The following is a 25807-nucleotide window of genomic DNA, read 5'->3' as shown; positions in this document are numbered from 1 at the left end:
TGGTTCTCCGTACGTCGTTGTACTCAGTGCGTGCTGCTCGCGGCGCCGGACGGCGCCTCGGGTGCCGGGCCCATCGATCCGCGCATCCGCAGTTCGGCGGGGGCGAGTTCGACGTGGTCCGCGCGGCCGGCGGTGATGACCTCGTCCAGGGCGCGCGCCGCCGCGGCACCCCACCCCTGCGCGTCCGCGCGGGCGGAGGCGAGCGGCGGGTGGGTGTACGCGGCGAGCGGGGTGTCGTCGTAGCCGACGACCGACAGGTCGCCGGGGACGGTGAAGCCCTGGCGCTGGGCGACGGCCAAGCCGGCGGTGGCCGAGAGGTCGTTCGCGTAGATCACCGCCGTGGGCCGGTCCGCGCCGCGGGCCAGCAGTTCGAGGGTCGCATTCGCGCCGCCCTCGGCGGTGAAGCCGCCCGGCAGCACGGGTCCCGGTTCGAGCCCGGCCGCCCGCATGGCCTGCTCCCAGGCCTCGCGTCGGCGGCGGGCGTGCCGGAACTCCTGAGGCCCGGCGACGTGCGCGATGCGCCGGTGGCCGAGCGCGGCCAGTTCCCGTACGGCGGCGGCGAAGGCCGGGCGGTCGTCGAGGCTGACCGCGCACAGACCCTGGGCGCCTTCGGGGTCGCCCACCACGACAGCAGGCAGGCCGAGTTCGGCCATCAGGGCCGGGCGCCGGTCGTCCACCCGCAGGTCGGTGAGGAGGACGCCGTCGACGCGCCGGTCGACGGCCAGCCGCCGGTAGGTGGCCGCCTCGTCGGCGGGATCGGTGACGTGCAGGACGAGGGCGTCGCCGCGCCGGGAGAGCACCGACTCGACGCCCGCGATGAAGGCGGGGAAGAACGGGTCGGCGCCGATCAGGTCGGTCTCCCGGGCGAGTACGAGGCCCAGGGCCCCGGCCTTGCCGCGCGACAGCGCCTGGGCGGGGCGGCTCGGCCGCCAGCCGAGCTCCGCGGCGGCGGCGAGGATGCGGCGCCTGGTCTCCTGGGCGAGCCCGGGGCGGTCGTTGAGCGCAAAGGAGACGGCGCTCCTGGACACACCGGCCAGCTTCGCCACGTCAGCGATGGTGGGGCGACGGTCCATGGGCAGCACTCACTTCTGCGACAAAAACGACCAAAAGAGATGAAGAGCCCGCGAGTTCTCGAATCTAAACCGGTTTAATCCGTGGGCAACGACGAGCACTAAACCGGTTCAGGCGAAGGGCTGTCAAGAGGTCTCCCGCACTCCGTCGCCCCGTACTACGGTGCGGTCATGACTCAGGGGACATCCGAACCGGCCCAAGCGGCGCCCGCCGAGCGGCACTTCGAGACGTACGAGGACTTCTGGCCGTACTACGTCGCCATGCACTCCAAGGCTGCCACGCGCTGGGTCCACCTCGCCGGGACGCTCACCGGCCTCGCGGTCGCCACGTACGGGCTGCTGGCCCGTCGCCCGAAGTACCTGCTGGGACTGCCCGTCATCGGCTACGGCGCCGCCTGGCCCGCGCACTTCCTCATCGAGAAGAACAATCCGGCCACTTTCGGGCACCCGGCCTGGTCGCTGCGCGGGGACGCGCAGATGATCCGGATGATGCTCGCGGGCCGCGATCACGAGCTGGCGGAGATCGCCGCCAAGCGGCTGGCCGAGAACGGCGATTGAGACGTCCGGAAGCAGCCTGGGGTACCGCGTGGAGAAGCCTCAGAGGCGGCCGCCCGCCGCGTCCGAGGACAGCCGCTGCGCGATGTACACCGGCAGCACCGACACCGCGATGAGCAGCGCCGCCACCGCGTTGACCACGGGCGCCTGGTTGGGGCGGGAGAGGTTGGAGTAGATCCAGATCGGCAGGGTCTGGGTGCCCGGCCCCGCCGTGAAGGTGGTCACCACGATCTCGTCGAAGGACAGCGCGAACGCCAGCAGCCCGCCCGCGACCAGCGCCGAGCGGACCGCCGGAAGCGTCACGTAACGGAAGGTCTGGGGCGGCCGGGCGCCCAGGTCGGCGGAAGCCTCCTCGGTGCCGGGCGCGAGGCGGCGCAGCCGGGCGGCGACGTTGTTGAAGACGACCACAACACAGAAGGTGGCGTGCCCGACGACCACCGTGAAAAGCCCGAACCCGATACCGAGCGGTTCGAGGACCGTGCGGAAGGCGGCGTTGAGGGCGATGCCGGTGACGATGCCGGGCAGCGCGATGGGCAGCACGACGAGGAACGAGACGGTCTGCCGCCCGAAGAAGCGGTGCCGGTGCACCGCGAAGGCCGCCAGGCTGCCGAGCACCAGCGCCACCGCGGTCGCCGCGAGCCCCGCCTGCACCGAGGTCAGCAGCGCGTCGCGCGCCCCCGCGCTGTGCCAGGCCCGCCGCCACCACTCCCCCGTGAACCCCGAGGGTGGCCAGGCGAAGGACCGGTCGGCGTTGAAGGAGTTGAGCAGGACGAGCAGCAGCGGTACGTAGACGACCGCGAGGCCCAGCGCCATGCAGCCGCCGAGCACGGCGCGGGCGGTACGGGAGAGTCGCAACGTCCGCACACCTCCTGCCGGTTGAGTGGTCCGTTCACAGCGAGTCGAGCGCGCCGGCGCGGCGCACTGCGGTCAGGTAGCAGACGATCAGGACGACGGGGACCGCGGAAAGCGCCGCCGCCATGGGCAGGTCGAGGGTGACCTGGGAGGCGATGACGTTGCCGAGCATCTGGGTCTTCCCGCCGACGATCTGCACCGCGACATAGTCGCCCAGGCTGAGCGAGAAGGTGAAGACGGAACCGGCGAGGACCGCGGGGCGCACCGCGGGCAGGACGACGTACCGCAGCGTCTGCCAGGCGCCGGCGCCCAGGTCGGCCGAGGCTTCGAGGTGCTGCTCGGGCAGCCGCTCCAGGGCCGCGTACACCGGAAGGATCATGTACGGCAGCCAGAGGTAGGCCAGGACGAGGACGACGGCGGTGGTGCCGTAGCCCGGGCCGTGCAGGCCGAGCGGGGCGGCCAGCGCGTTGATGAGGCCGTGCTCGCCGAGCATGACCCGCCAAGCGTAGGCCTTGACCAGGTAGCTCGCCCAGAGCGGGGTGAGCACGGCGACGACCAGGGCGCCGCGCAGCCGGGCGGGGGCGACGCGGGCCATGAAGTACGCCATGGGCAGGGCGAGCAGCGCGTCGACGACGGTCACGGCGACGGCGATGGAGAGGGTGCGCAGGGCGATGGTGCGGTAGACGGGGACGGTCAGGACCTGCTGGAAGTTGTCGGTCGTCCAGATCCGCACCACGTCGGTGGTGAAGCTGTCGGTGGTCCAGAAGGCGGAGAGGAACAGCACGGCGAGCGAACCGAGGTAGGCGGCCGCCAGCCAGATCAGGGGTGGCGCGAGGAGTCCCGCCAACCGCAGCCGCTCGCCGTGACGCGTGGTCATCTCCGGTGTCCGCTCAGCCCTTGATCTCGGTCCAGGCCTTGGTCCACCGCGCGTAGTCGGTGCAGGTCACGTCCTCGCGGCCGTCGAGGCACTCCTTGACCGGGGTGGTCCAGAAGCGGACGCGCTGGAAGTACGCCTCGTCGTCGGCGTGGAAGGTGTCGCAGAAGCCCGGGTCGGAGGTCTCGGCGCAGGCCTTCCGGTTCGCCGGGGCCTCGCCGAACCACTCGCCGACCTGGGCGTTGACCTTGGGCGAGACGATCCAGTCGAGCCACTGGTAGGCGCAGTTGGGGTTCTTGGCCTTGGCTCCGACCATCCAGGTGTCGGACCAGCCGGTGGCGCCCTCCTTGGGGAGGACGACCTTGACCGGGGCCTTCTCGGCGGCGGCGAGGTTGGCGATGACCTGCCAGGTGGTGCCGACGACGCTGTCGCCGCTCTTGAAGGCGCTGACCTCCTTCTGGTAGTCGCTCCAGTACTCGCCGATCGACTTGCGCTGCTTCTTCAACAGGTCGACGGCGGCTTCCAGTTGCTTCTCGTCGAGCGCGTAGGGGTCCTTGATCCCCAGCTTCGGCCGCGTCTCCATGAGGTAGAGCGCGGCGTCGGCGATGTAGATGGGCGAGTCGTACGCGGTGACGTAGCCGGCATGCCGGCCGGCGTCCTCGAAGACCGCGCTCCAGGAGTCCGGCTCGTCGAGGACCTCGTCGGTGCGGTACATGAGGAGGTTGGCGCCGCGGCCGTGCGGGATGCCGTACATCTGCCCGTCGACCGAGTTGAAGGGCTGCCGCTTCAGACTCGGGAAGATGTCGCGGTAGTTGGGGACGAGGCCGGTGTTGACCGGGGCGGCGTCGCCGGAGGCGATCAGGCGCAGCGTGGCGTCGCCGGAGGCGGAGACCGTGTCGTACTGGCCGGTCTTCATGAGCGAGACCATCTCGTCGGAGGTGCCCGCGACCTTGGAGTTGACCTTGCAGCCGGTCTTCTTCTCGAAGGGGGTGACCCAGTCGACGTCGGGGTCGTTGGAGCCGTCCTCGACGTAGCCGGCCCAGGCGACGATGTTGAGTTCGCCTTCGCCCTTGCCGACCTTCTTCTGCATGGGCAGGTCGGGCGCGTGGAAGCCGTGCGCTCTGCCGGCCGAATCGTTGCCTTCGCCGGAGCCTGAGCTGCAGGCGGCGGCAAGTAGCAGGGCGCAAGCTGCGGCAGCGGCTCGCAGGACGGGGGTGGTGCGCATTCCGGTCCTCCACGGCGTGGGTGTTGAGGTTCGCCAGTATCCCGATCTTCAGGTGCGGCTGGAAGTGCACCCGGTGGTCAATCCTGTGTCAAGTCCGGTACGGGGTAGGCGGATTCGTCGCGCCACAGGGCGAGTACGGGCGTTCCGGGCCCACCCGGCACGGGGTCGTCGCCGCGGAGCGCGGCGGTGATCCGGCCGCCGCCGTCGAGATCGACCCGCACGCGCGCGTGCGGACCCGCGTAGACGATGTCGGCGATCCGGCCGCGCACGGCGCGCTCGCCGGGGCCCGGCAGGTCCGGGGCGGCCTGGGTATACGCGGCGCCCGCGGCGCCCGCAGCGTCCGCGGCGACGAGCCGGACGCGCTCCGGGCGGAGGCTGTACGTGCCGGGGCGGCCGACCACGCGTACGGCGTCCTGGCCGGTCAGGAGGTTGGTGTCGCCGACGAAGCCCGCGACGAAGGCGGTGGCCGGACGCTCGTACACCTCGGCGGGGGTGCCGATCTGCTCGATCCGGCCGCCCTGGAGAACCGCGATGCGGTCGCTGAGGGTCAGCGCCTCCTCCTGGTCGTGGGTGACCAGGAGGAAGGAGATGCCGGTGAGGCGCTGGAGCTGTTTGAGCTCGGTCTGCATCTCCTGGCGGAGCTTGAGGTCGAGGGCGCCCAGCGGCTCGTCCAGGAGCAGCAGGGCGGGCCGGTCGACCAGCGCGCGGGCGAGGGCGACCCGTTGGCGCTGGCCGCCGGAGAGCTGCGCGGGGCGGCGGCCTCCGTAGCCGGCCAGGCGTACGGTCTCCAGCGCCTCGTGGGCGCGGGCCAGCCGCTCGGCCTTGCGGACGCCGCGCACGGTGAGGGCGTAGGCGACGTTCTGCTCGACGGTCATCTGCGGGAAGAGCGCGTAGTCCTGGAAGACGGTGTGGACGTCGCGCCGGTGCGGGGGCCTGCCGGTGACGTCGTGGCCGGCCAGCTCGACACGGCCGGCGGTGGGGTGTTCGAAGCCGGCGACGAGGCGCAGCAGGGTGGTCTTGCCGGAGCCGGAGGGGCCGAGGAGGGAGAAGAACTCGCCGTCCCGCACCTCCAGGTCGACTCCGTCGACGGCGGTGGTCCCGCCGAACTCCTTGCAGACGGCGGTGAGTCGGAGTGCGGGGGCGCCCATGGTGAGGGTGCCGGCCACTGCCGCCGGATCAGCTTGCGCCATGCGTGCGCCTCCCGGGTGTGCGAACCCTCGCCTTGGGGTTGCCGTGGGGTTTTCGTTGTGTGGGTGGTGCGGGGGTTGGGGGGCCGGTTGGGTCGAGCGCTGACGCTGTATTCCTCTCCCTCGGGGACGCGTGGCACACTTCTGACGATTCGTCAGTTCGGTGAATCGTTCGCCGAAGTCCGATGCCTGGGAGGACCGTTGGCACGCGCGCGTACACCCGTGGTGGACGGCTGGTTCCGCGAGGACGGCGGCGGCTTTCGGCTCGTCGGCACCCGCTGCGCGGACTGCGCGTCGGTGTTCTTCCCGCGCGAGGACGCCTTCTGCCGCAACCCCGCCTGCGCGGGAACGGGGTTGATCGAGGTGCCGCTCTCCCGGCGGGGCACGGTGTGGTCCTGGACCGACTGCCGCTACCGGCCCCCGGCGCCGTACGTCTCCGACCCTGCCGTGGAGTGGGAGCCGTACACGCTGGTCGCGGTGGAGCTGGCCGCCGAGCGCATGGTCGTACTCGGCCAGGCCGCGCCCGGGGTGACCCCGGCCGACCTCGCCGTGGGCAGGGAGGTCGAGGTGGTGCCCGGGGTGCTCGGCGAGGACTCCGAGCGCGTCTGGACGACCTGGCACTGGCGCCCCGTCACCCCGGAGGAGGCCGCGTGACCGGCGACGTGGCGGTGCTCGGGGCCGGGATGCACCCATGGGGCAAATGGGGCCGGAGCTTCGTCGAGTACGGCACGGCGGCCGCGCGCGCGGCACTCGCGGACGCCGGTGTCGACTGGGCGGACGTGGACTCGGTGGTCGGCGCGGACACCGTGCGCGGCGGCTACCCGGGTTACGTGTCGGGCGCGACCTTCGCCCAGGCTCTCGGCTGGCAGGGGGCGCGCGTGACCAGCGTGTACGCGGCCTGCGCCGCCGGCGCCCAGGCGATCGACACGGCCCGCGCGCGGATCCTCTCCGGCATGGCAGACGTGGTGCTGGTGGTCGGCGCGGACGCGGCGCCGAAGGGCTTCTTCGCCCCGGCGGGCGGCGACCGGCCGGACGACCCGGACTGGCTGCGCTTCCGGGTGCTGGGCGCGACCAACCCCGCGTACTTCGGCCTCTACGCGCGGCGGCGGATGGCGCTGCACGGGGACACGGTCGAGGACTTCGCCCAGGTGAAGGTCAAGAACGCGGCCGCGGGCGCGCTCAACCCCAACGCGCGCTACCGCAGGGCCGTCACCGCCGAGGAGGTGGCCGCCTCGGCGGTGGTCGCCGACCCGCTGCGGCTGCTCGACATCTGCGCGACCTCGGACGGCGGGGCGGCGCTGGTCCTCTCCGGCATTGACTTCGCCCGGCGCCACGGGGTGGCGGACCCGGTCCGCATCCGGGCCGTCTCGACGGTCACCCCGCGCTATCCGCGCACCGTCCTGGACCTGCCGGACATCGCGACCGACTCGGCGGCGGCCGTCGAACCCCCTGCGGTGGGCTTCCGCGCCTCGATCGCGCGGGCCGCGTACGAGGAGGCGGGGCTCGGCCCCGAGGACCTGTCGCTGGCCGAGGTGTACGACCTGTCCACGGCCCTGGAGCTGGAGTGGTACGAGGACCTGGGCCTGTGCGCGCCGGGCGAGGGCGCGAAGCTGCTGCGGGAGGGCGCCACGGCGCTCGGCGGCCGGGTCCCGGTGAACCCCAGCGGCGGCCTCGCCTCCTTCGGCGAGGCGGTACCCGCCCAGGCCATCGCCCAGGTCTGCGAGCTGACCTGGCAGCTGCGGGGCACCGCGGGCGGGCGCCAGGTGGCAGGGGCGCGAGCAGGGATCACGGCCAACCAGGGGCTGTTCGGGCACGGCTCGTCGGTGATCGCGGTGCGGTGACCACGACCTACTGGTGACCATGACCTACTACGGCGGTGACCGGCGGGCGTCGCTCTGCTGCGGGGCCTTCACGCCGTGCGGCGCAGGGGTCGGTGTCGGGGAGGGTCGGCCACGAGATATCTTGACGTCGAGACGATGTAAACGCGTGAAGCGGAGTATCGGTGACTGACTCGACCATCATCTACACGCACACTGACGAGGCCCCGGCCCTGGCGACGTACTCGTTCCTGCCCGTGGTCCAGGCGTACGCCTCGACGGCCGGGGTCAGTGTCGAAACCCGCGACATCTCCCTGGCGGGGCGGATCATCGCCGGCTTCCCGGAGCGTCTCCAGGAGGGCCAGCGCGTCGAGGACGCGCTCGCCGAGCTCGGCCGGCTGGCCAAGACGCCCGGGGCGAACATCATCAAGCTGCCGAACATCTCGGCCTCGATCCCGCAGCTGAAGGCCGCGATCGCCGAGCTCCAGGAGCAGGGCTACGCGCTGCCGGACTACCCGGACGACCCGAAGACCGACGAGGAGCGGGACATCCGCGCCCGCTACGACAAGGTCAAGGGCAGCGCCGTCAACCCGGTCCTGCGCGAGGGCAACTCCGACCGCCGCGCCCCCGCCTCGGTCAAGAACTACGCCAAGGCGCACCCGCACCGCATGGGCGCCTGGACCGCCGACTCGAAGACCAACGTCGCCACCATGGGCGCCGACGACTTCTGCTCGACCGAGAAGTCCGCGGTCATCGCCGAGTCCGGTTCGCTGCGCATCGAGCTGACCGGTGACGACGGCACCACGACCGTCCTGCGCGAGTCCGTCCCCGTGCTGGCTGGCGAGGTCGTGGACGCCTCCGTGATGCGCGTCGCCGTGCTGCGCGAGTTCCTCACCCGGCAGATCGCCCGCGCCAAGGCCGAGGGCGTGCTGTTCTCGGTGCACCTGAAGGCCACGATGATGAAGGTCTCCGACCCGATCATCTTCGGCCACGTCGTCCGTGCGTTCTTCCCGAAGACCTTCGCCGAGCACGGCGAGGCGCTGGCCGCGGCCGGTCTGAGCCCCAACGACGGGCTCGGCGGCATCCTCAAGGGCCTGGAGTCGCTGCCCGGCGGCGCGAAGATCAAGGAGTCCTTCGAGGCCGAGCTGGCCGAGGGCCCCGCCCTGGCGATGGTCGACTCCGACCGCGGCATCACCAACCTGCACGTGCCGTCCGACGTCATCGTCGACGCCTCGATGCCGGCCATGATCCGTACCTCCGGCCACATGTGGGGCCCGGACGGCCAGGAGGCCGACACCCTCGCGGTCCTCCCGGACAGCAGCTACGCCGGGATCTACCAGGCCGTCATCGACGACTGCCGCGCCAACGGCGCCTTCGACCCGGCGACCATGGGCTCGGTGCCCAACGTCGGCCTGATGGCGCAGAAGGCCGAGGAGTACGGCAGCCACGACAAGACGTTCGAGATCCCCACCACCGGCGAGGTGCGGGTCGTCGACGGCGGCGGCAACGTCGTACTGGAGCAGACCGTCAGCGCCGGCGACATCTTCCGCATGTGCCAGACCAAGGACGCGCCGATCCGGGACTGGGTCAAGCTGGCCGTCACCCGCGCCCGCGCGACCGGCGACCCGGCCGTCTTCTGGCTGGACGAGGGCCGGGCGCACGACGCGCAGCTGATCGAGAAGGTCAAGGCGTACCTGCCGGAGCACGACACCGAGGGCCTGGACATCCGCATCATGGCCCCGGTCGACGCAACCACGTTCTCCCTGGAGCGGATCCGCCGCGGCGAGAACACCATCTCAGTCACCGGCAACGTGCTGCGCGACTACCTGACCGACCTGTTCCCGATCCTGGAGCTCGGTACGAGCGCCAAGATGCTGTCGGTCGTCCCGCTGATGAACGGCGGCGGTCTGTTCGAGACCGGGGCCGGCGGGTCCGCGCCGAAGCACGTGCAGCAGCTCGTCAAGGAGAACTACCTGCGCTGGGACAGCCTGGGCGAGTTCCTCGCGCTGGCCTCCAGCTTCGAGCACCTGGCGCAGACTCAGGGCAACGCGCGCGCCCAGGTCCTCGCCGACACCCTCGACCGCGCGACGGCGACGTTCCTGGAGAACGACAAGTCGCCGACCCGCCGCGTCGGCGGCATCGACAACCGCGGCAGCCACTTCTACCTGGCGCTCTACTGGGCCCAGGAGCTGGCGAAGCAGACCGCGGACGCCCGGCTCGCCGAGGCGTTCGCGGGTCTCGCCCGGACGCTGGCCGAGCAGGAGCAGGCGATCGTGGAGGAGCTGATCTCGGCGCAGGGTCCGGCGGCCGACATCGGCGGCTACTACCAGCCCGACCCCGCCAAGGCGGCGGCCGTCATGCGCCCGTCGAAGCTCTTCAACGAGGCGCTGGCGACGCTCGCCTGACGCCACGTCGACTGAGCAAGGGAATGGCCTCTGTGGCATCCGTCCGGATGCCACAGAGGCCTTCCGTGTTCCCGACCGCCGGAGCGAGAGCGAGGAGTCAGCCCGGGGCCGACGAAGTCCTCAGGGCCGCCCCGCCGCAGCGGCGCGCAATCTAGTACGGCGATGCCCGGCGAAGCCCGACCACGGCACCCGCCACCCGGGCGGGCCCGGCCGGAAGGGTTCACTCCGGGGATGAACTCTGCGTGAACCACCCCTCACTCAGCGCCGGTTGGGTCCATCATGCTGGGCGTGCCTTCCTGGACGGACCACCTCCGCTTCGCCTTCCAGCCGGTTGTGAACCTCACTACCGGCTCCGTGGCGGCGCTGGAGATCCTCGCCCGCCCGGAGCAGGGTGACGTCCTGGCCACGGCGCGGAGCAACCCCGACCTCGACGGGGAGCTCGCCGCCCTCGCCGTTCGGGCCGCCGCGCGGCAGGAGACGCTGCTGCCGCTGCACGTCAACGTGTTCGCGGGCACGCCCGCCGACCTGGGCGGGCTCGCCTCGCTCGGCGCGGCCGTACGCGAGGCGCGGCGGCAGCCGTGGGAGGTGACCGTCGACCTCGGGACGCCGTTCACGCACGTGCCGCGCCGCGCGCTGCTCGCGGCCGTGGGGCGGCTGCGCGAGGAGGGCTTCCGGATCTGCGCCGACGGTATCGGTGACGGCGACCTTCCGCTGCGGCTGCTCGCCGAGCTCGCGCCCGACGTGGTCAAGGTCGACGCGTCGGTCGTGGCCCGGCTGCCCGAGGATCGCGGCTGCCAGGCGGTCGTCGCCGGGATGCGCCGCTTCTGCGACGGGGCGGGCAGCCGGCTGGCCGTCGAAGGTGTCGAGACCGAGCTGCAGTACGCGGCGGTGCGCGAGGCGGGCGCGCAGCTCGCCCAGGGTGATCTGTTCGCGCCGGCCGCGCGGCTGCCCGCCGCCGACGTGTACCGCCCGTCCCGTACGGTCGCGCTGCCCGCCCAACAGCCGGGCGCCGGCGGCCCGTTGGTGATGGAGTTCGTCCGGCCCGCGGCGCTGCTCCCGGTCACCGCCTCGGCCGGGGAGGTGCGGTCGCTGCTCACCGGCTCCCCCGGGGTGTCCGGGGTGGTGCTGGTCGACGCGGACGGGGTGCCCGTACGGGCCGTGGACCGGGGCCGGTTCCTGCTGTCGCTCTCGGGGCGCTACGGGCACGCGCTGTACGCGGACCGGCCCGCGGTCCGCCTCGCCGACCTGCCGCGCACGGTCGGGGCGGACGCCACGGCGTGGGAGGTGCTGAACGTGGTGGCCGCCGACGAACGGGCCAGGACCGGTGACGACGTGGCGGTCGTCGACGCGTACGGCCGCTGCGTGGGCGTGGTCCACCTGGCGGACATCGTGCGGGCGCTCGCCGAGAGCCGGGTCGAGGAGGCGGTGCGGCTCAACCCGCTGACCCGGCTGCCCGGTTCGGACGCGATCAACGCCGAGGTGGACCGGCGGATCGCGGACGGCCGGGAGTTCGCGCTGAGCTGGCTGGACGTGGACGGCTTCAAGCAGGTCAACGACGGGGCGGGGTTCGCGGCGGGCGACGAGCTGATCCGGGCGGTGGGCCGTACGCTCGCGGACGCGGCGGCCGTGCGCCCGGAGGCGCGCGTGGGGCACATCGGCGGGGACGACTTCCTGCTGCTGGCCGATCCGGATGGTCTGGAACCGCTGGCCTCGGCGGTGCTGGACGCGCCGTGGTCGGCGGGCGGCCGACCGGTCACGCTGTCGCTGGCGACCGTGGTGTGCGGGCCGGAGAGCGTGGAGGGGCACCGCCAGGCGGCGGCCTGCCTGGCGCCGCTGAAGCAGGCCGCCAAGGCGCTGGACGGCGCCAGTTGGGTGCTGGGCCGCCAGGACTCCTCGCGCCACGAGATCCGCCGCGGCGCGTCCCCCCGAGTCCCGGACCCCTGCGGCCCCACCGCTGCCGAACACGGCGTGCCGGCCCCGGGCTAGCGCCCCGCGCCGCGTCCCGGCCGCGGGCTCAGCGCTCCGCCAGAAGTGCCGCAATCGGCCATCGACCGTCCGCGGGCCCGTCGTGGCCGGTCGCGCAGTTCCCCCTTCGGGGCGCTGTCGAACCGCAGTCGACTTCGTCAGAGCCCCCTCGGCACCCCGACCGACGACGGGCCGTCACCCCCACGGCAGGGCCACGGCGGAAGGAGGGGGCGTGCCGGGGTGCCCCCGCAGGGCTGGGGCACCTCCCAGCGGTAGCTGGGGAGAGAACAAACACCGACGGTCAGCGGCAAGACCGACCGGCACGTTCGCCGCCCGAGGTGGGTCCCCCAGCGGTGGCTGGAGGAGTGCCCCGGCGCGCCCCCTCCGGCCCACGGAGAAGCCGGACCATCCTGGATCGGAGCCCAGAGGGCTCGCCCCCGCCGAGCACTCAGGAGACGTCCATGACGGACACGTTCGTCGCCGCAATCGACCAGGGCACCACCTCCAGCCGCTGCATCATCTTCGACCGGGGCGGCGCGATCGTAGCCGTCGACCAGCGCGAGCACCGGCAGATCTTCCCCAAGCCCGGCTGGGTGGAGCACGACGCCACCGAGATCTGGGTCAAGACGCAGGCCGTCGTGGCGGGCGCGCTCGCCAAGGCGGGGCTCCGCCCGGACCGGCTCAGCGCGCTGGGCATCACCAACCAGCGCGAGACCACCGTCCTGTGGGACCGGGCGACCGGCAAGCCCGTGCACAATGCGATCGTCTGGCAGGACACCCGGACCGCGGCCCTGTGCACCCGGCTCGGCGGCGTGGTCGGGCAGAACCGGTTCCGCGAGACCACCGGCCTGCCGCTCGCCAGCTACTTCTCGGGGCCGAAGGCCGCCTGGCTGCTCGAGAACGTGCCGGGCCTGCGCACCCGCGCCGAGAACGGCGAGATCGCCTTCGGCACGATCGACTCCTGGCTCATCTGGAACCTCACCGGCGGCCCCGATGGCGGCGTACACGTCACCGACGTGACGAACGCGAGCCGCACCCTGCTGATGGACCTGGTGACCCTCAAGTGGGACCCGGCCATCCTGTCCGCGATGGACCTGCCCGAGGCGATCCTCCCGGAGATCCGCTCCTCCTCCGAGGTGTACGGCACGGCAGTCGGCCAACTCGCGGGCGTACCCGTCGCGTCCGCGCTCGGCGACCAGCAGGCGGCCCTGTTCGGCCAGACCTGCTACGGCGTGGGCGACGCCAAGAACACGTACGGCACGGGCAGTTTCCTGCTGCTCAACACCGGCAACCGGCCCGTGCAGTCCAGGAGCGGGCTGCTCACGACGATGGGCTACCAGCTCGGCGGCCAGCGGCCCGTCTACTGCCTGGAGGGCGCGATCGCGATCACAGGCGCACTGGTGCAGTGGTGCCGCGACCAGCTCGGCATCATCGCGGCGGCCGAGGAGATCGAGCCGCTGGCGGAGAGCGTCGAGGACAACGGCGGGGCGTACATCGTCCCGGCCTTCTCCGGGCTGTTCGCCCCGTACTGGCGCTCCGACGCGCGGGGCATCATCACCGGCCTGACGCGGTACGTGACGAAGGGCCACCTGGCGCGGGCCGTGCTGGAGGCGACCAGCTGGCAGACGCGCGAGGTCGTGGACGCGATGTACCAGGACTCCGGGGTGAAGATCACCTCACTGAAGGTGGACGGCGGGATGACCGCGAACGGCCTGCTGATGCAGCATCAGGCGGACGTGCTGGACGTGCCGGTCATCCGGCCGGCGATCACGGAGACCACCTGCCTGGGCGCGGCGTACGCGGCAGGTCTCGCCACCGGTGTGTGGCAGGACCTGGACGAGCTGCGGGCGCACTGGAAGCACGACCGGGAGTGGACGCCGCGGATGGAGGCGGGCGTACGGGAGCGCGAGTACCGCAACTGGCGCAAGGCGGTACAGCGCAGCTTCGGCTGGCTCGAGGACTGAGCCGGCCCTCAGGTGGCGGCGGGCTGGCGGCGCAGCGCTCCGGTCTTCAACGCGTGCTCGACCACCGCGATCAGCACCTCCTTGGCCGATCCGCGCTCCCGTGCGTCGCACAGCACCACCGGCGTACCCGAGTCGAGGTCGAGCGCCTCGCGCACCGAGTCCGCCGGGTAGCGTTCGGCGCCGTCGAAGCAGTTGACGGCGACGGTGAAGGCGATACCGCGCCGCTCGAAGTAGTCGATGGCGGCGAAGGAGTCGGAGAGCCTGCGGGTGTCGGCCAGGACGACCGCGCCGAGGGCGCCGGTGGCCAGCTCGTCCCAGAGGAACCAGAAACGATCCTGCCCCGGCGTGCCAAAGAGGTACAGCACCAGGTCCTCGCGCAGCGAGATGCGGCCGAAGTCCATCGCCACGGTGGTGGTGCGTTTCTCCTCGACCCCCTCCAGGGAGTCCAGCGGCCGTCCGGCCTCGGTCAGCAACTCCTCGGTGCGCAGCGGTTTGATCTCGCTGACCGCGCCGACGAGGGTCGTCTTGCCGACGCCGAAGCCGCCCGCCACAAGAATCTTGAGCGTCACCGGTTCTACGGGGAACACACGACGCCGCTCAGCGCCCCTGAGCACCATGGTCTCTTCTTCCGAATCGCTGTACGGGGATGGTTCCGGGAGGACTGTAGCCCCCGCCAACTTCCATGTGGCAGGCGGCTGTCGGGAAGCGTTCCGGCGGGGAGTCCCGGACTCCGCCGCCGGTCGCACTGGGTGCCCACCCGTACACACCCGGCCGAACGGGTGTGGAATGCCCCCTTTGGGGCATTCAGGGCTGTGGGCCAGGACAAGGGACTCACGGCAGAGGAGGGCGTCATGTCGCAGAGCGAGAAGTACGAGCTGGTCTTCGCGCACCCCGGCAGCACGGCCCCGGCCGACCCCGAGGAGGACGTCGTCACCGTGCGCCGCACGGACGGCAAGGGCCCGGGCGGTCACCCGGTGTACACGGATGACACCGGCATCGTCAGAGCCGAGATCAGCGACCGCGACGAGGTCCGGATGATCGCCAGCGGCGGCCACCAGAACCCCGCGTCGACCGTCCGGGCGCGCCCCGTCCCGTAAGGCCCGATCGCCCCCGCGCACCCGCTCCGCGACGTGGTTCCCGCGGCGCGGCCGTACCCCGTTCACAGGGCCCGCAGCCCGTCGATCACCTCGCGGAGGATCCACTCGTCCGGCAGCTCCGCCGGGGGCACCGGCCGGGAGACGCGGACCAGCTCCGCGGTGATCAGATCGCCCAGGAGCACTCGGACGACGCCGAGCGGGAGGTCCAGTTCACCCGCCACCTCGGCGACCGACTGGGGCGCTTCCCGGCACAGTTCGACGATGTCCAGGTGCTCCGGTGACAGGTCGTGGCCGGCCCCCGGTCCGTCGAGGTCGTCGTACGTGTCGGCGTCGTACGCGTCCTCGTCCAGGCCGTGGGCACTCTCGGCTATGACCACCGCGATCAGGTCGAGCTTCTCCTCGGCCTCGCTGCGGGTTCTGCCGCGGGTCATGGCGTACGGCCGCACGACGGGACCGGCGTCGTCGTCGACCCAGAACGTCCCCCCGCCGCCGTCGCGGCCCGTGTTGCCTTCGCTCATGGCCGGACCGTCACCCACCGGTGGGGGCGCCGCCGGCCCGCGGCGCCGTGCCGAGATGGACGCCGACGCGCTTGACCATCAGCGTCATCTCGTACGCGACCTGGCCGACGTCGGAGTCCGCGTCGGCCAGGACGGCCAGGCAGCTGCCGTCCCCGGCTGCGGTGACGAACAGGAACGCCTGGTCGAGCTCCACCACGGTCTGCCGGACCGTGCCCGCCTCGAAGTGGCGGCCCACACCCTTGGCCAGGCTGTGGAACCCCGAGGCGACGGCGGCCAGATGCTCGCTGTCCTCCCGCGTCAGGTCCTGTGAAGCGCCCCTGGGCAGCCCGTCGCCGGAGAGCACCAGCGCGATCTTGACGCTTTCGACGTGTTTGACCAGCTCGTCGAGGAGCCAGTCGAGCTCCCCTGGTCCGCCGCTCGAAGCTGGATTGGCTGCGGCGTTCGGTGCGGTCATCGACCGTCCCCCTCAGGTGTCGTTCCTCGTGCGGTGTCCCCGGCGGATCCGGCGTCCTCGGGCGTGCCCTCGGTGCCGGTGTCCGCCCGGCCGCGCTGCCAGCCGCGCTGGAGCGAGGCCATGCGCGACTTGACCAGGTCGGCGTCGCGCTCGGGCGCCGAGCCCGCGCTCTCCGGGTCCTGCCCGGCCTCCGGTGCCGGATCGTCCTTCAGCTGCGGGGCGATGCTCGCCTGCCGCACCCTGCGGGGCAATCCGGACAGCTGTGCTTCCGCGTCCTCCGCGGGGTCCGTGACCGTCACGGTCCCTTCGGCCTCCCGTATGGTCTCCGCGTCCGCGGGGCGTATGGACTCCGCGGGCTCCGGGCGCCGCCGCCCCTCGACGGGCCGCCCGTGGTCCGAGACGAGGACCGGGGAGCGGCGGCGCGGCAACGGCATCAGCCCCTCGGCCCGCACCTCGGCCCCGTCGGTCTCGCGGGCCTGCTGGTGCTCCTCGACGGGACGGCGTACGGGTCCGCGCCGTTCGTCCAGGCGGCTCGGCGCGGAGCGGACCGGGGTCTCGCGCTCCGCGGGCCCGGCGGGGACGCTCGTGGGGCGGCGAACCTCCGCCAGCGGCGCGGGAGTCCGCTCCTTCGCGGCGGGGCCGCTCCTGGGCACCCCCCGCCCGGCGGTCCGCTCGCTCTCGTCTCCGCCACCTGTGGTCCCGCCGTCCGAGGGCTCGATGAGGACGGCGGCCGGGATGAAGACGACCGCGGTCGTGCCGCCGTACGGCGAGGCCTGGAGGGAGACGCGTACGCCCTGGCGGCGGGCGAGGCGGCTGACGACGAACAGGCCGAGCCGGTCGGTGTCGGACAGCTCGAACTCGGGGGTCTCGGCGAGCCGCAGGTTGGCGTCCTGCAGGGTGTCCGGCGCCATGCCGAGCCCGCGGTCGTGTATCTCGAGGGTGAAGCCCTTCGCGGCCCGCTCACCCACCACCTGGACGGAGCTGTGCGGGGGCGAGAACACACTGGCGTTCTCGAGGAGTTCGGCCAGCAGGTGGGTCAGGTCGCCGACGGCCGGGCCGACCACGGAGACCTTCGGGAGCCTGCGCACGTCGATGCGCTCGTAGTCCTCGACCTCGGCGGCGGCCGCCCGGACGACGTCCATCAGCCGGACCGGCTTGCGCCACTGCCGGGAGGGGGCCGCCCCGGAGAGGATGACCAGGCCCTCGGCGTGGCGGCGCATGCGGGTGGTGAGGTGGTCGAGCCGGAAGAGGTCCGCGAGCTCCTCGGAGTCCTCGGTACGCCGCTCCATCGCGTCGAGCAGGTTGAGCTGGCGGTGCAGCAGCACCTGGCTACGGCGGGCGAGGTTGACGAACACCTCGGAGACACCGCGCCGCAACTCGGCCTGCTTGACGGCGGATTCGACGGCCACCCGGTGCACGGTGTCGAAGGCGCTGGCCACCTGGCCGGCCTCGTCCTCGCCGTGCTTGCGCTGGGGCGTCTCGGCCTCGACGTCGACCGACTCGCCGGCGGCCAGGCGCCGCATGACGCTGGGGAGCCGTATGCCGGAGACCTCCTGGGCGTCCTTGCGCAGCCGCATGAGGTCGCGGATCAGGCTGCTGCCGATGCGGACGGAGACCACCAAGGAGGCGACCACGGCGGCGAAGCCGAGGATGGCGGAGACGCCGGCCTGGGCGAGCACGGTGAAGCCGGCGGGCTCCACCCGGTCCTGGTAGGCGCGGCCCTCCCGGGCGTTCAGCTCGGCCAGTTCGTCCAGGACCTTGCTGGCCGCGGACTCCCAGCGGTCCGCGGTGACCTCGGCCGGGACGCCCTCGAAGCCCGCGGCGATGACGCGTTCCTCGACCGAGCGCATGTTGGCCGTGATCGGGCCGTTCCAGAAGTCCTCGAAGGCCATGCGCTCCTGGCTGGGGAGCAGCGGCAGGTTGGTGTCGTAGAGCAGCTTGCGGCTCGACATCAGGTCGGACATCTGCCGCAGTTCACGCTGGTCCAGGCTCTGGGCGGCCAGTCCCGAGGCCATCAGCGCATCCTCGCGGGCGAGGACCTCACGGGCCTGGGCGACGCCGACCAGCGCGCGGCCCTGCTTGTCCAGCTCGGTGTCGTTCACGGCGTGCAGCGCGCCCAGGAACTCGTACCCGGGGTCGACGAGCACGTTGTACGCGGAGAAGGCGTACGAGCGGGTGACCGCCCGCTCCTCCACTTTGCGGCGGAGGTCGGCGAGGTCGTTCAGGCCGCGCAGCACCTCGTCCAGTGCGGCACTGGCGCCGTGGCCGAGGTCGTCGCGGACGTCTTCGTTCTCGGCGTTGCGGCGGAATCGTTCCACCACCTTGTCGGTGAGCCGCTCCTGGCTGTGCAGCCGGGCCAGGGCGCCGTCGTCCCGGGGGTCCGCGAGGAAGACCAGACTCCTGCGGCGCTCCTGCTGGAGTGCCTGGACGGTGTCCTCGGCCGGCACGCCGACCTGCCCCACTACTTCGGCGGCCGCCAGCAGATGCTGGGCCTCGCGGCCCGTGATCACTGTGGCGAACGCCCAGATGGAGGTGAGGGACACCAGCGGCACGAGAAGCAGCCCCACGATCTTCCTGCGGATGGATTTCCCGCGAAAGCGCATGGTGTCTCCTACGTCACCCCCGGACGTGCGGGGCGGTGTTCCGTTCAATAATCGTGGCGAGCCTACTACTGCCTGTGCACCAACTCGACAGCCCTCCAGGGGAGTTCGGACTGCTCAGGCGTCGGCTCGCACGGAGTTGTCCGATCATGGTCGGACATCCCATCCTTGTTTGTGACCCCTTCGTCGCCACATCGGAATCCGTTCGGCGACGGGGAGTTGGGGTCGGTACGGCGGATCTAGCGGGAACTTTCGGCGGTTCCCGTTCGTGATCCCTGCGAGGGGAGTGAAAGGCTGATGGACAGGTACGAAACGGGGCACCGGCCGCTGTGGACCGAGGAGCCGGTGGCGCGGGCGCGGATGGCCGACCCCATCCGTACGGCCGCGGTGCGGGCATTGATCATTGTGGCGGTCACGCTGGTTCAGGCGACGGTGGCGGTGCTCTGCACGCTCGCGGGCTCGTGGCTGGCGTTCCCGGCCGTGCTGTGCACGGTCACGAGCACGATCGTCGCCACCTGGAGCGTTCTGGACGTGTGGGTGACCCGGCAGGTGTGGAACCAGCGGAACGGCGTGGTCTCCGTCCCCAGCAGCACGGCCCGGCCCCGAATAGGCGAGCGCCACCAGGCTGCCTGACACGCCATCAGGCGGCCTTGGCGGCGGGGGCGGGGCGAGGTGTTGGGGACGGTTCGAGATGTCGGGGCCGGGGCGAGGTGTCGGAAGCGGTTTAGGTGCCGGGGCGGCGGCTTGAAGCGCGCCGGGATGGCTTGAAGTGCCGGCGCTCAGGCGACGATTTCGGCCGGTTCCGCGACCACTCCCCCGGCTTCCCCGACGGGACGGGCTTCGACGTGGACCATCCCGTCGAGGACGGTGACCCGGTGGGTGCGTACGGGCCTGCGCGCGGGCAGGCAGGTCGGCTCACCGGTGCGCAGGTCGAACAGCGCGGTGTGCAGCGGGCATTCGACGAAGCAGCCCTCGACCCAGCCCTCGGACAGCGAGGCGTCCTGATGGGTGCAGGTGTCGTCGATGGCGTAGAACTCGCCGTCGTCGGCGTGGAACACCGCGATCGGCTCAGGACTGCCCTCGACCTCGACGCGCACGGCCTCGCCCTCGGGCAGATCTTCGATTCGGCAGACGGGAGTCATTGGTCCCCCACACGGTGATCGGTATCATGTGTTCTGGATGACGCACCATGACGCGCGATGCGCAACAGAATCCAGAATCAGGCCGTTGCCGTCAAGAGTTCGCTGTCGCAAAGAGCCATGAAGAGCCACCGGGTGGTGAGATTCAGACCCATGACGAACACGACCGATGACCGGGCCGAGGACAGACGCGGGGCCGGCGGGGCAGTGCAGTCGGTGGACCGAGCGGTGAGCGTGCTGGAGATCCTCGCCAGACTCGGCGAGGCCGGAGTGACCGAGATCGCCGACGAGTTGGGCGTCCACAAATCGACGGCGTTCCGGCTGCTCGGAGTGTTGGAGAACCGCGGTCTCGTCGGCCAGGAGAAGGAGCGCGGCAAGTACTACCTGGGCGCCGGGGTGCTCAGACTCGCGGGCGCGGCGGCCATCAGGCTCGACATCTCCCAGGAGGGTGCCCCGGTGTGCCGGACGCTGGCCGAGGAGACCGGCGAGACGGCCAACATCGCGGTGCTGGACGGGGACGCGGCGGTCAACATCATGCAGGCGCGCGGGGCCGCGGCGGTCACCGCGTACAACTGGCTCGGGCGGCGTACCGCGCTGCACGCGACCGCGAGCGGCAAGGTGCTGCTCGCCCATCTGGCGACCGAGCGCCGGGAGCGGCTGCTGGCGCGGAAGCTGGCCCGGTTCACCGAGCACACCATCGCCGACGGGGCCGCGCTGCGGGAGCAGCTGGAGTCGGCAGCGCGCCTCGGATTCGCCTGCGCCTCCGAGGAGTTGGAGATCGGGCTGAACGCGGTGGCGGCGCCCGTACGCGGTCACGACGGGGCCGTCATCGGGGCGATCGGCGCGTCCGGGCCCGCGTACCGGATGACCAGCGGCCGACTGCCCGAGCTGGCGGAGTCCGCCGCGAAGGCGGCCCTGGAGCTGTCCCGCCGCATGGGGTTCCCCGGCTGAGGGGGCACGGCGAGGCCGGGAGGGGCCGGCGGGTTGACGGATGATCGTCCGTCAACCCGCCAGCCCCTCCCAGTTTGTCCCGCACCCGCCTCCCCCAGTTGTCCCGCACCGGCCGCTCTCGTTGTCCCGCACCTGCCACTCCCGGTTGCCCCGCCCCATCCATCGCCGCCGCCGCACGGACCCTCCACCGCCGTACGCCCTCCGTCGCCGCCTCACGAACCGTCCGTCGGCAGGCGTTTACAGATGGTTTACGAACACCCCATTGACGCCGCGTTCACACGGCTCCCACGATGTCTCCCATCGCGCAATGCATGGCGCAAGACGCAACTGCGTGTGTCTCCGCAACAGGCTCCATCCGCGTTTCTCGACCACTCCCTGCCGCCGAGCAGTTCGTAAGGAGTGCAGCCATGCCCCAAGCAGCCACGCCCCACGAAGTCCGCGCCGTCGTGGCGCTCAAGAAGGGCGCGCCCGTCGAGGTGCTGCCGGTGCTCGTGCCCGATCCCGGCCCCGGAGAGGTGCTCGTGGCCGTCCAGGCCTGCGGGGTGTGCCACACCGATCTGCACTACCGGGAGGGCGCGGTGGGCGACGCCTTCCCGTACCTGCTCGGGCACGAGGCAGCCGGGATCGTCGAGGCCGTGGGCCCCGGCGTGACCGGCCTGGCCCCCGGCGACTACGTCGTCCTGGCCTGGCGAGCGCCCTGCGGCGCCTGCCGGTCCTGCCGCCGCGGGCGGCCCTGGTACTGCTTCGACAGCCGCAACGCCGCCCGGCCCGCGACCCTGTTGGACGGCACCCCGCTCACCGCCGCGCTCGGCATCGGCGCGTTCGCGGAGAAGGCGCTCGTGGCGGCCGGGCAGGCGGTGAAGGTCGACCCGTCCGCCCGCCCCGAGGCCGCGGGGCTGATCGGCTGCGGGGTGATGGCGGGCTACGGCGCGGCCGTGCACACCGGCGGGGTGGGCAGCGGGGACACGGTGGCCGTCATCGGCTGCGGGGGCGTCGGCAGCGCGGCGATCGCCGGGGCCTCGCTGGCCGGGGCGCGCCGGGTCATCGCGGTCGACATCGAGGACCGCAAGCTGGACGCGGCCACCGGCTTCGGCGCGACCGACACCGTCAACTCCCGCGGTACGGACGCGGTGGCGGCTGTCCGTGAGCTGACCGGCGGCTTCGGCGCCGATGTCGTCATCGACGCCGTCGGCACCCCCGAGACCTACCGCCAGGCCTTCGCCATGCGCGACCTGGCCGGCACCCTCGTCCAGGTCGGAGTGCCCGAGCCGGACGCCCGGGTCGAACTGCCGCTGAGCGAGCTGTTCGCGCGCGGGGGCGCGCTCAAGCCGTCCTGGTACGGCGACTGCCTGCCCAGCCGCGACTTCCCGGTCCTGATCGACCTGCACCTGACCCGCAAGCTCGACCTCGACGCGTTCGTCAGCGAGACGGTGGCACTCGACGAGGTGGAGGCGGCGTTCACCAGGATGCGGGCGGGCGAGGTCCTGCGCTCGGTGGTGGTGCTGTGATGACGCACCCCACCGTCCGGACTCCCCGCGTGGTCGTCATCGGCGCCGGGATCGTCGGCTGCTCCCTGGCCGACGAGCTCACCGCCCGCGGCTGGACGGACGTCACCGTCCTCGAACAGGGTCCCCTCCCGGCCCCCGGCGGCTCGACCTCGCACGCGCCCGGTCTCGTCTTCCAGACCAGCCCGTCCAAGGCGCTCACCGAGTTCGCCACCTACACCGTCGGGAAGTTCGCCGCCCTCGAAGCCGACGGGCTGCCCTGCTTCCACCGGGTTGGCGGCCTCGAGGTCGCCACGACCGGGGAGCGCTGGGCCGACCTGCACCGCAAGGCGGGCTTCGCCGCCTCCTGGGGCGTACGCGGTGAACTCCTCACGCCCGCGCGGTGCGCCGAGCTGTGGCCACTGCTCGACGCCGACCGGGTGCTCGGCGGCTTCCACACCCCGGACGACGGCCTGGCCCGCGCCGTACCCGCCGCCCGTGCCCAGCTGGCGCGGGCGGCCCGGCGCGGCGCCCGGTTCCTCGACCGGCACACCGTCACCGCCGTCGAGCAGCGGGGCGGGCGCGTGACGGGCGTGGTCACCGACCGGGGCGCGTTCCCCGCCGACGTCGTGGTCTCCGCGGCCGGGTTCTGGGGCCCGGTCATCGGCGCGATGGCGGGCGTCACGGTGCCGCTGCTGCCACTGGCCCACCAGTACGCGAAGACCGCCCCGCTGCCCGAACTCGCGGGCCGGGGCGGCCCGCGCGCCGAGGCGAGTCGGCCGATCCTGCGCTTCCAGGACCGCGACCTGTACTTCCGCGAGCACACCGACCGCATCGGCATCGGCAGCTACGCCCACCGCCCGCTGCCCGTCGACCCGTTCACCCTGCCCCCGTACGACGAGGCGCCCGTCATGCCCTCCTCGCTGCCGTTCACCGAGGAGGACTTCGCACCGAGCTGGCGGGACGCGGTGGGCCTCCTCCCGGCGCTCGGCGCGAGCCGGGTCGAGGAGGGGTTCAACGGCGTCTTCTCCTTCACCCCCGACAGCATGCCCGTCCTCGGCGAGTCCCGCGAACTGCGCGGCTTCTGGCTGGCCGAGGCCGTCTGGGTCACCCACTCCGCGGGCGCGGCCAAGGCCGTCGCCGAGTGGCTGACCGAGGGGCGGGCGGGCACGACGGTCCACGAGTGCGACCCGCACCGCTTCGAGGACGCCCAGCTCTCCCCCGCGTACCTCGCCGAGCGCGGCGCGCGCAGCTTCGTCGAGGTCTACGACGTCATCCACCCGCTCCAGCCCCTGGAGCAGCCGCGCCCGCTGCGCGTCTCCCCCTTCCACCCCCGGCAGCGGGAGCTCGGCGCGTACTTCCTGGAGGCCGGGGGCTGGGAGCGGCCGCACTGGTACGAGGCCAACGCGCCGCTGGCCGAGTCCGTCGAGCTCCCGCCGCGCGACGCCTGGTCGGCCCGGTACTGGTCGCCGATAGCCGCGGCGGAGGCCAGGGCGACGCGCGAGCGGGTCGCCCTGTACGACATGACGCCGCTCAGGCGGTTCGAGGCCAGCGGCCCGGGCGCGCTGGACTTCCTCCAGCGCATGACCACCAACCAGCTGGCGAAGAAGCCCGGTTCGGTCACGTACACGCTGATGCTGGACGAGGCCGGGGGCGTCCGGAGCGACCTGACCGTGGCCCGGCTGGCACCCGACCGCTTCCAGGTCGGCGCGAACAGCGCCCTCGACCTCGACTGGCTACAGCGGCACGCCCCCGACCACGACGTGCACATCGCCGACATCACCTCGGGCACCTGCTGCGTCGGCGTCTGGGGGCCGCTCGCCCGCGCGCTCGTCCAGCCGCTCACCCGGGACGACTTCTCGCACGAGGCCTTCGGCTACTTCCGGGCCAGGCGGACCTTCATCGGCCATGTCCCGGTCACCGCCCTGCGGTTGAGCTACGTCGGCGAGCTGGGCTGGGAGCTGTACACCACCGCCGACCTGGGGCTGCGGCTGTGGGACACGCTGTGGGAAGCCGGTCGGGAGCACGGGGTGATCGCCGCCGGGCGCAGCGCCTTCGACAGCCTGCGCCTGGAGAAGGGCTACCGCGCCTGGGGCCGGGACATGACCACCGAGCACAACCCGTACGAGGCCGGGCTCGGCTTCGCCGTGCGGCCCGGGAAGGGCGACTTCGTGGGGCGCGCCGCGCTGGAGGGCCTCGGCGAGGAGTCGGCCGGGCGGCGGCTGGCCTGTCTGACGGTGGACGACCCGGCTGCGGTAGTGCTCGGCAAGGAGCCGGTGTCCGTGGACGGTTCGGTGGCGGGCTATGTGACCAGCGCCGCGTACGGGTACACGGTCGGCCGCACCGTCGCGTACGCCTGGCTGCCCGCCGCGGCGGCCGTGCCGGGCACGGCCGTCCAGATCGAGTACTTCGGCGAGAAGGTGCCCGCGACCGTGGCGGCCGAGCCGCTCTACGACCCGCGGATGGAACGCATCCGGCGGTAACCCGAGGAGGCCTCTTGTCCCCCACCTATGACGTGTCCCCCACCTATGACGTCATCGTGCTCGGCCTCGGCGGCATGGGCAGCGCCGCCGCCCACCACTTGGCCGCGCGCGGGGCCCGGGTGCTGGGCCTGGAGAAGTTCGGCCCGGCCCACAACCGCGGTTCCAGCCACGGCGGTTCGCGCATCACCCGCCAGTCCTACTTCGAGGACCCGGCCTATGTGCCGCTACTGCTGCGCGCGTACGAGCTGTACGAGCGGCTGGAGCGCGACACCGGGTGCGAAGTGGCCACGCTGTGCGGGGGCGTGATGGTCGGCCGCCCCGACAGCCGTACGGTCGCCGGCAGTCTGCTCTCCGCCCGCCGGTGGGACCTGCCGCACGAGATGCTGGACGCCCGGGAGGTCCGCCGCCGCTTCCCCACGCTCACCCCGGCCGAGGACGAGGTCGCGCTGTACGAGGCGCGCGCCGGTCTCGTACGCCCCGAGAACACCGTCGCCGCGCACCTCCGGCTCGCCGACCGGGACGGCGCGGAGCTGCGCTTCGAGGAGCCGGTGACCCGCTGGGAGGCCCTTCCGGGCGGGGGCGTGCGCGTCCGTACGGCCCGGAACACCTACTCCGCCGGGCAGTTGGTGATCTGCCCGGGGGCCTGGGCGCCGCGGCTGCTCACCGACCTCGGCGTGCCGTTCACGATCGAGCGGCAGGTCATGTACTGGTTCCAGCCCTCGGGCGGCACGCACGCCTTCGCGCCCGAGCGCCACCCCATCTACATCTGGGAGGACGCGCGGGCCGTGCAGATCTACGGCTTCCCCGCGATCGACGGCCCGGACGGCGGCGCGAAGGTGGCGTTCTTCCGCAAGGGCACCGTGTGCACGCCCGAGACCATCGAACGCACCGTGCACGACCGCGAAGTGGCCGCCATGGCCGGCCAGGTGGCCGACCGGCTGCCGGACCTGCCCGGCCGGTTCCTCACCGCGGCCACCTGCATGTACAGCAACACTCCCGACGAGCACTTCGTGATCGCCCGGCATCCCGCGCACCCCGGCTCCGTGACGGTGGCCTGCGGGTTCTCCGGGCACGGCTTCAAGTTCGTACCGGTGGTCGGGGAGATCCTCGCCGACCTGGCCCTTACCGGCGAAACCCCGCACCCCATCGAGCTGTTCGACCCCGGCC

At 72.5% G+C, this 25807-nt stretch carries 21 protein-coding genes and 1 pseudogene; 12 read left to right on the top strand and 10 right to left on the bottom strand.

What is annotated here, in order from left to right:
• Positions 1-23: 23 nt before the first annotated feature.
• Entirely contained in the window at positions 24-1073 is a 1050-nt protein-coding gene (locus AOK16_RS01670; RefSeq protein WP_055470399.1) for a LacI family DNA-binding transcriptional regulator, read from the bottom strand.
• A 168-nt stretch (positions 1074-1241) separates the two neighbouring features.
• Between AOK16_RS01670 and AOK16_RS01665 the strand changes: the two genes are divergently transcribed.
• Entirely contained in the window at positions 1242-1628 is a 387-nt protein-coding gene (locus AOK16_RS01665; protein ID WP_055470398.1) for an Mpo1-like protein, read from the top strand.
• A gap of 39 nt (positions 1629-1667) precedes the next feature.
• Here the strand turns inward: AOK16_RS01665 and AOK16_RS01660 are convergent, their stop codons facing one another.
• From AOK16_RS01660 to AOK16_RS01645, 4 genes are all read right to left on the bottom strand, one after another.
• Positions 1668-2480 (bottom strand): ABC transporter permease, encoded by an 813-nt coding sequence (locus AOK16_RS01660; protein ID WP_055470407.1) that lies wholly within the window; start codon positions 2478-2480, stop codon positions 1668-1670.
• A gap of 34 nt (positions 2481-2514) precedes the next feature.
• The gene (locus AOK16_RS01655; RefSeq protein ID WP_055470397.1) at positions 2515-3354 is read right to left on the bottom strand and encodes an ABC transporter permease; all 840 of its coding nucleotides are present in this window, start codon (positions 3352-3354) and stop codon (positions 2515-2517) included.
• A 13-nt stretch (positions 3355-3367) separates the two neighbouring features.
• Positions 3368-4576 (bottom strand): ABC transporter substrate-binding protein, encoded by a 1209-nt coding sequence (locus AOK16_RS01650; protein WP_055470396.1) that lies wholly within the window; start codon positions 4574-4576, stop codon positions 3368-3370.
• 77 nt (positions 4577-4653) lie between these two features.
• Positions 4654-5724, bottom strand: a complete 1071-nt coding sequence (locus AOK16_RS01645) for an ABC transporter ATP-binding protein (RefSeq protein ID WP_079100953.1) — start codon at positions 5722-5724, stop codon at positions 4654-4656.
• A gap of 240 nt (positions 5725-5964) precedes the next feature.
• On the opposite strand from AOK16_RS01645, the gene AOK16_RS01640 reads away from it, so the two are divergent.
• From AOK16_RS01640 to glpK, 5 genes and pseudogenes are all read left to right on the top strand, one after another.
• Complete coding sequence (locus AOK16_RS01640; protein ID WP_079100951.1) at positions 5965-6417, top strand: Zn-ribbon domain-containing OB-fold protein; 453 nt, start codon at positions 5965-5967, stop codon at positions 6415-6417.
• Positions 6414-7598, top strand: a pseudogene (locus AOK16_RS01635) (lipid-transfer protein); the annotation flags it as partial. The gene AOK16_RS01640 and the pseudogene AOK16_RS01635, both read left to right, overlap by 4 nt.
• Before the next feature lie 167 nt (positions 7599-7765).
• Entirely contained in the window at positions 7766-9985 is a 2220-nt protein-coding gene (locus AOK16_RS01630) for an NADP-dependent isocitrate dehydrogenase (RefSeq protein WP_055470392.1), read from the top strand.
• Positions 9986-10273: 288 nt separating this feature from the next.
• Positions 10274-11971 (top strand): GGDEF domain-containing protein, encoded by a 1698-nt coding sequence (locus AOK16_RS01625; protein ID WP_055470406.1) that lies wholly within the window; start codon positions 10274-10276, stop codon positions 11969-11971.
• Between the two features lie 440 nt (positions 11972-12411).
• Positions 12412-13914 (top strand): glycerol kinase GlpK, encoded by a 1503-nt coding sequence (gene glpK / locus AOK16_RS01620; RefSeq protein ID WP_055470391.1) that lies wholly within the window; start codon positions 12412-12414, stop codon positions 13912-13914.
• An 8-nt stretch (positions 13915-13922) separates the two neighbouring features.
• On the opposite strand, the gene AOK16_RS01615 is transcribed toward glpK, so the two are convergent.
• A complete protein-coding gene (locus tag AOK16_RS01615) occupies positions 13923-14531 on the bottom strand; it encodes a GTP-binding protein (protein WP_055470390.1) in 609 nt (202 codons plus the stop codon).
• 234 nt (positions 14532-14765) lie between these two features.
• On the opposite strand from AOK16_RS01615, the gene AOK16_RS01610 reads away from it, so the two are divergent.
• Positions 14766-15011: a DUF6296 family protein gene (locus tag AOK16_RS01610; protein ID WP_055470405.1), complete on the top strand. Its 246-nt coding sequence runs from the start codon at positions 14766-14768 to the stop codon at positions 15009-15011.
• Between the two features lie 62 nt (positions 15012-15073).
• Here AOK16_RS01610 and AOK16_RS01605 read toward each other — a convergent pair whose 3' ends face one another.
• Genes AOK16_RS01605 through AOK16_RS01595 form a run of 3 tightly spaced genes read right to left on the bottom strand, consistent with a single transcriptional unit; the run spans position 15074 to position 18586 of the window.
• Positions 15074-15529 (bottom strand): DUF742 domain-containing protein, encoded by a 456-nt coding sequence (locus AOK16_RS01605; RefSeq protein ID WP_055470389.1) that lies wholly within the window; start codon positions 15527-15529, stop codon positions 15074-15076.
• A 10-nt stretch (positions 15530-15539) separates the two neighbouring features.
• On the bottom strand, positions 15540-15983 hold the full coding sequence (locus tag AOK16_RS01600) for a roadblock/LC7 domain-containing protein (RefSeq protein WP_055470388.1): 444 nt from the start codon (positions 15981-15983) through the stop codon (positions 15540-15542).
• Entirely contained in the window at positions 15980-18586 is a 2607-nt protein-coding gene (locus AOK16_RS01595) for a sensor histidine kinase (RefSeq protein WP_055470387.1), read from the bottom strand. Before AOK16_RS01595 ends, AOK16_RS01600 begins: the two co-directional genes overlap by 4 nt.
• 294 nt (positions 18587-18880) lie before the next feature.
• On the opposite strand from AOK16_RS01595, the gene AOK16_RS01590 reads away from it, so the two are divergent.
• Positions 18881-19216: a hypothetical protein gene (locus AOK16_RS01590; protein ID WP_055470386.1), complete on the top strand. Its 336-nt coding sequence runs from the start codon at positions 18881-18883 to the stop codon at positions 19214-19216.
• 146 nt (positions 19217-19362) lie between these two features.
• Here the strand turns inward: AOK16_RS01590 and AOK16_RS01585 are convergent, their stop codons facing one another.
• Positions 19363-19725 (bottom strand): bifunctional 3-phenylpropionate/cinnamic acid dioxygenase ferredoxin subunit, encoded by a 363-nt coding sequence (locus tag AOK16_RS01585; RefSeq protein ID WP_055470385.1) that lies wholly within the window; start codon positions 19723-19725, stop codon positions 19363-19365.
• Positions 19726-19875: 150 nt separating this feature from the next.
• Here AOK16_RS01585 and AOK16_RS01580 point away from each other — a divergent pair, with 150 nt between their 5' ends.
• From AOK16_RS01580 to solA, 4 genes are all read left to right on the top strand, one after another.
• Entirely contained in the window at positions 19876-20673 is a 798-nt protein-coding gene (locus tag AOK16_RS01580) for an IclR family transcriptional regulator (protein ID WP_055470384.1), read from the top strand.
• Between the two features lie 407 nt (positions 20674-21080).
• Positions 21081-22181 (top strand): S-(hydroxymethyl)mycothiol dehydrogenase, encoded by a 1101-nt coding sequence (locus AOK16_RS01575; protein WP_055470383.1) that lies wholly within the window; start codon positions 21081-21083, stop codon positions 22179-22181.
• A complete protein-coding gene (locus AOK16_RS01570; RefSeq protein WP_107098246.1) occupies positions 22181-24640 on the top strand; it encodes a GcvT family protein in 2460 nt (819 codons plus the stop codon). Before AOK16_RS01575 ends, AOK16_RS01570 begins: the two co-directional genes overlap by 1 nt.
• 32 nt (positions 24641-24672) lie before the next feature.
• Positions 24673-25807 (top strand): N-methyl-L-tryptophan oxidase (solA, locus tag AOK16_RS01565; protein WP_055470381.1); only part of this gene is annotated, 1135 nt, incomplete at its 3' end.

Origin of the sequence: Streptomyces pathocidini (assembly GCF_001418495.1) — a bacterium.
Classification (GTDB): Bacteria; Actinomycetota; Actinomycetes; order Streptomycetales; family Streptomycetaceae; genus Streptomyces; species Streptomyces pathocidini.
Note: the sequence above shows the minus strand (reverse complement) of the source record. Positions and strands in the feature narration are given on the sequence as shown.

What these genes read in the sequence shown, in the direction of transcription:
- AOK16_RS01670 (WP_055470399.1), bottom strand. Translation starts at nt 1,073, where the DNA reads ATGGACCGTCGCCCCACCATCGCTGACGTGGCGAAGCTGGCCGGTGTG.
- AOK16_RS01665 (WP_055470398.1), top strand. Translation starts at nt 1,242, where the DNA reads ATGACTCAGGGGACATCCGAACCGGCCCAAGCGGCGCCCGCCGAGCGG.
- AOK16_RS01655 (WP_055470397.1), bottom strand. Translation starts at nt 3,354, where the DNA reads ATGACCACGCGTCACGGCGAGCGGCTGCGGTTGGCGGGACTCCTCGCG.
- AOK16_RS01650 (WP_055470396.1), bottom strand. Translation starts at nt 4,576, where the DNA reads ATGCGCACCACCCCCGTCCTGCGAGCCGCTGCCGCAGCTTGCGCCCTG.
- AOK16_RS01645 (WP_079100953.1), bottom strand. Translation starts at nt 5,724, where the DNA reads ATGGGCGCCCCCGCACTCCGACTCACCGCCGTCTGCAAGGAGTTCGGC.
- glpK (WP_055470391.1), top strand. Translation starts at nt 12,412, where the DNA reads ATGACGGACACGTTCGTCGCCGCAATCGACCAGGGCACCACCTCCAGC.
- AOK16_RS01615 (WP_055470390.1), bottom strand. Translation starts at nt 14,531, where the DNA reads ATGGTGCTCAGGGGCGCTGAGCGGCGTCGTGTGTTCCCCGTAGAACCG.
- AOK16_RS01610 (WP_055470405.1), top strand. Translation starts at nt 14,766, where the DNA reads ATGTCGCAGAGCGAGAAGTACGAGCTGGTCTTCGCGCACCCCGGCAGC.
- AOK16_RS01605 (WP_055470389.1), bottom strand. Translation starts at nt 15,529, where the DNA reads ATGAGCGAAGGCAACACGGGCCGCGACGGCGGCGGGGGGACGTTCTGG.
- AOK16_RS01600 (WP_055470388.1), bottom strand. Translation starts at nt 15,983, where the DNA reads ATGACCGCACCGAACGCCGCAGCCAATCCAGCTTCGAGCGGCGGACCA.
- AOK16_RS01595 (WP_055470387.1), bottom strand. Translation starts at nt 18,586, where the DNA reads ATGCGCTTTCGCGGGAAATCCATCCGCAGGAAGATCGTGGGGCTGCTT.
- AOK16_RS01590 (WP_055470386.1), top strand. Translation starts at nt 18,881, where the DNA reads ATGGACAGGTACGAAACGGGGCACCGGCCGCTGTGGACCGAGGAGCCG.
- AOK16_RS01585 (WP_055470385.1), bottom strand. Translation starts at nt 19,725, where the DNA reads ATGACTCCCGTCTGCCGAATCGAAGATCTGCCCGAGGGCGAGGCCGTG.
- AOK16_RS01580 (WP_055470384.1), top strand. Translation starts at nt 19,876, where the DNA reads ATGACGAACACGACCGATGACCGGGCCGAGGACAGACGCGGGGCCGGC.
- AOK16_RS01575 (WP_055470383.1), top strand. Translation starts at nt 21,081, where the DNA reads ATGCCCCAAGCAGCCACGCCCCACGAAGTCCGCGCCGTCGTGGCGCTC.
- AOK16_RS01570 (WP_107098246.1), top strand. Translation starts at nt 22,181, where the DNA reads ATGACGCACCCCACCGTCCGGACTCCCCGCGTGGTCGTCATCGGCGCC.